At 74.6% G+C, this 4,029-nt stretch carries 4 protein-coding genes; 2 read left to right on the forward strand and 2 right to left on the reverse strand.

Translation table 11 applies throughout. From position 1 onward, the window contains the following. Together PLP61_RS12440 and PLP61_RS12445 are read left to right on the forward strand one after the other, a co-directional pair. The coding region (locus PLP61_RS12440) for a Rieske (2Fe-2S) protein (protein WP_324503042.1) at nt 1-306 on the forward strand (306 nt) is incomplete at its 5' end. A gap of 19 nt (nt 307-325) precedes the next feature. Then, nucleotides 326-895, forward strand: a complete 570-nt coding sequence (locus PLP61_RS12445; RefSeq protein ID WP_324503043.1) for an SACE_7040 family transcriptional regulator — start codon at nt 326-328, stop codon at nt 893-895. A 93-nt stretch (nt 896-988) separates the two neighbouring features. Here PLP61_RS12445 and PLP61_RS12450 read toward each other — a convergent pair whose 3' ends face one another. Together PLP61_RS12450 and PLP61_RS12455 are read right to left on the reverse strand one after the other, a co-directional pair. Beyond that, entirely contained in the window at nt 989-1,660 is a 672-nt protein-coding gene (locus PLP61_RS12450) for an SWIM zinc finger family protein (RefSeq protein ID WP_324503044.1), read from the reverse strand. Beyond that, nucleotides 1,657-3,933, reverse strand: coding sequence for a DEAD/DEAH box helicase (locus PLP61_RS12455; protein ID WP_324503045.1), 2,277 nt, complete (start codon nt 3,931-3,933; stop codon nt 1,657-1,659). Before PLP61_RS12455 ends, PLP61_RS12450 begins: the two co-directional genes overlap by 4 nt. Nucleotides 3,934-4,029: the final 96 nt, after the last annotated feature.

A 4,029-nucleotide genomic window follows, 5' to 3' on the forward strand; every position in this document is an offset into this window, starting at 1 on the left:
GAGTCCGGACGGGTGTGCGTGGTCCGGGCACCGGACGGGGTGCGGGCGATGCTCGACCGGTGCCCGCACCGCGACGTACGCCTCTCCGGAGGGGTGGTGCGCGACGGGCTGCTGACCTGCCCGGGGCACTTCTGGCGCTTCGACCTGACCGACGGGCACCGCACCGACGACCCGGGCCAGGTGCTCTCGCTCTACCCCACCCGGGTCGACGAGGAGGGCTGGGTCTGGGCCCGGCTGCCCGCGCCGGCGCCGCCGCTGTCGATGCGCGAGTGGCTGCTGCAGCAGGCCCGGCAGCGGTCAGGTTAGCGGGCGCTAACCTTGGTGGGTGAGCCGGCGCAGCCAGATCCTGGACACCGCCGCGGAGCTGTTCGCCGCGCGCGGCTTCCACGGGGTCTCGGTGGCCGATCTCGGAGCGGCCTGCGGGGTCTCGGGCCCCGCGCTGTACAAGCACTTCCCCAGCAAGGAGGCGATCCTCGCCGAGATGCTGGTCTCGATCAGCGAGGAGCTGCTTCAGGTGGGCCGCGAGCGGGTCGCCCAGGCTCCGGGACCCGAGACCGCCCTCGCCTCGCTGGTCCAGTGGCACGTGGACTTCGCCCTCCGGCACCGGCCGCTGATCGTCGTGCAGGACCGCGACTGGGAGTCGCTGCCCGGCCCGGCCCGGGCCCGGGTGCGTGACCTGCAGCGCGCGTACGTCGACCTGTGGGCCGACCAGGTGCAGCGGCTGCGGCCCGGCGTCGGCCCGGACCGGGCCCGTGCCATGGCGCACGCCGCCTTCGGCTTGATCAACTCCACCCCCCGCAGCGGTCTGCTTCCCGACGACCAGATGCGCGACCTGCTGCGCGACATGGCGCTGCAAGCATTGGCCGACCCGTCACAAATGGCGGGATGTATGTGACCCACGCGCCTGGAGTGACTCCATTTGTGACGGGTCGGCGGTAAAGGCGTGGACGACCCGGCGCCGGCCCAGGCGGGGAATCTGACAGGCGCGTCAGAACAGGTGGTCGAGCGTCTCGGGGTCGGGGCCGTCGAGCAGCTCCAGCACTCGGGCGGCGCGGAGGGCGGCATCCAGGCCGGTCTCCTCGTCGTCGGAGCCCACCTCCGCCTCGCCCCCACGGGCGTGCAGCCGGGCGAGCAGCTCCTCCCGGGGCAGCCCGCGCAGTGCCAGCAGCACGAGCGGGTCGGCGTCGAGCAGCCAGGCCACCTGGGAGGCCACGGCCAGGGCGTGGGGGCAGGGGTCCACCCACGCCGCGCAGGTGCAGGAAGCGCCCAGCTCGCCGCCGTAGGGCAGCAGCTCCACCCCCGCCTCCTCGGAGTCCTCGAGGAGCCCGTGCGGCAGCTCCCCGCCCAGCAGCGCCGCGATCCGCCCGGACTCCGCCGCGACCAGCTCCACCACCGTCTCGCGCGACACCGCGTCCAGCACCGGGAGGGTGAGCTCGACCGTGCGCACCTCCTCGCCGTCCTCGACCGCCGCCACCACGCTGCCCGGGCCGACCGTGAGCGATCCCACCCGTCCGGCGCGGGCCAGGGCCCGGCCGGCCCGCAGCTCCGGGTCGGAGTACGCCGCCTCCTCCACCGCCCGCACCCACGCCCGGCCCCACCAGGTGCTCGCCCGGGCCGCCCCGCGCCGGGGAGCCAGCCGGGGGTGGGTGACCTGCGTCACGGGCGCCCCCGGCGCAGGGTCACGAAGTCGCGCAGCTCCTCGTTGCTCAGCTCGGTGAGGGCGCTCTCGCCCCGGGCGAGCACGGCGTCGGCCACCGTCCGCTTGTGGGCGAGCAGCTCGGCGATGCGCTCCTCGATCGTGCCCTGGGTGATCAGGCGGTGCACCTGCACCGGTCGGGTCTGCCCGATCCGGTAGGCGCGGTCGGTGGCCTGGTCCTCCACGGCGGGGTTCCACCACCGGTCGTAGTGCAGCACGTGGTCGGCGCGGGTCAGGTTCAGGCCGGTGCCTCCTGCGCGCAGGCTGAGCAGGAAGACCGGGACCGACCCGGCCTGGAAGCGCTGCACCATCGCCTCCCGCTCCCGCACGGGGGTCCCGCCGTGCAGGAGCTGGTGCGGGACCCCGCGGGCCGTCAGGTGGGAGGCCAGCAGCCGGGCCATCGCGACGTACTGGGTGAACAGCAGCACCGCGCCGTCCTCGGCGACCACCGTCTCGACCACCTCGTCGACCAGGTCGACCTTCTCGGACCGTCCGGCCAGGCGCGGGGTGGACTGGCGCAGGAAGTGCGCCGGATGGTTGCAGATCTGTTTCAGGCCGGTGAGCAGCATGAGCACGAGGCCCCGGCGGGTGTCCTCGTCGGCCCGCTCGATGCGCTCCATCACGTCCCGGACGAACGCCTCGTAGAGCACGACCTGCTCGCGCGTGAGGGAGAGCGGGTGGTCGGTCTCGGTCTTGGCCGGAAGCTCGGGGGCGATGCCCGGGTCCGACTTGCGCCGCCGCAGCAGGAAGGGGCCGATCAGGGCGGCGAAGTGACGGGCCGTCGTCGGCTCGAGGCCCGACTCGATCGGCGCCGCCCAGGCCTTGCGGAAGGCGTTGCGGCTGCCGAGCAGCCCCGGCGTGGCCCAGTCGAGGATCGCCCACAGCTCGGTGAGGTTGTTCTCCACCGGCGTCCCGGTCAGCGCCACCCGGGCCCGGCTCTCCAACGTCCTCAGCCCCCGCGCGGTAGCCGAGCGGGGGTTCTTGACGTGCTGCGCCTCGTCGGCGACCACCAGGTCCCACGGCACCTGGGCCAGTGCCCGCGCCCCGTGGGGCGCGGTGTCGCTGCGCATGGTGCCGTACGTCGTGAGCACGAAGCCGGAGGTCACCTCGGCCAGGGACCGGCCGGCACCGTGGAAGCGGTGCACCTCCTCGCCGGGGGCGAACCGGCGGATCTCGGCCTCCCAGTTGCCCAGGAGCGAGGCCGGGCAGACCACCAGGGTCGGTCCCGTGGCGCCCTCGTCGTGCCGGTGCAGGTGCAGGGCGATGAGGGTGATGGTCTTGCCCAGGCCCATGTCGTCGGCCAGGCAGGCACCGAGGCCCAGGTCCGTCAGCTCCACGAGCCAGGTCAGGCCCTGCTGCTGGTAGCGCCGCAGCCGTCCCTGCAGCCGCGGCGACGGGGGCACGGGGGGTCGGCTGGCTGCGTGGCGGACCCGGTCACGCAGCCGGGTCAGGGTCGCACCGACCACCACCTCGTGGGGCACGTCCTCCACCTCGACCACCCCGGTGAGGGCGGCGGCCAGGGCCTGCGCCGGCGGCACGGTGCGCACCAGCCGCGTGCGGGCCTTGCGGGCGATCTGGGGGTCGACGACCATCCAGCTGCCGCGCAGCTTGAGGACCGGTCCGGCGGCCGCGGCGAGCCGGTCCATCTCCTCCGCGGTCAGCGGGTCGCCGTGCAGGGCGAGCTGCCAGCTGAACGCGAACAGGGCGCCGCCGGCCAGGGCACCGGACTGCAGCGGCTCCTCACGGGCCGGGGAGGCCCGGTCCAGCACGGTTCGCGCGGTGAGGTCACGGCCGAGGCTGCGCGGCCAGAGCACGTCCACGCCGCGGGCCTGCAACGCCGCGACGCCATCCTCCAGGAGGCTGACCAGCTCCTCGGCGTCCAGAGTGATCTCGTCCGGGACAGCCAGCTCGCAGAGCCGGTCGAGCACGGGCCAGGCGTCAGCGGCCGCACGCAGGGCGATCGCCGCATGGGTCCGGGCCCGGACGCCGAAGCCGTGGCTGGCGTCCGGGCCGGACTCCGCCCACAGCGCGGCCGCGTCGGCGAGGTGGAGCGGGTTCTGCTCGTCGTGGACCTGCAGCACCAGGCGCACCGAGCCGGCGACCAGCTCCTCCTCGTCGGCCTCCACGCGCAGGGACAGCGTGACCAGCTGGGGCCGCTGGTCGGCCGGCGTGGCCCGGTGCCGCTCGATGCGGGCGCGCAGCCGCTCGCTGAACGCGGCGTCGCGGTCGCTCCCCATCACGGCGCCTCCGCGCGAAGGTCATCGAAGTACGTGACGGAATCAGCCTTGGTCCAGACCCCAGCGCGGCATGCCTCCGTGAACGTCGCGTCGTGA

The organism is Nocardioides sp., from assembly GCF_035429765.1.
Classification (GTDB): domain Bacteria; phylum Actinomycetota; class Actinomycetes; order Propionibacteriales; family Nocardioidaceae; genus Nocardioides.

Bases quoted from the DNA above. Each gene is read 5' to 3' on its own strand.
- PLP61_RS12455 (WP_324503045.1), bottom strand. From the start codon at position 3,933: ATGGGGAGCGACCGCGACGCCGCGTTCAGCGAGCGGCTGCGCGCCCGC.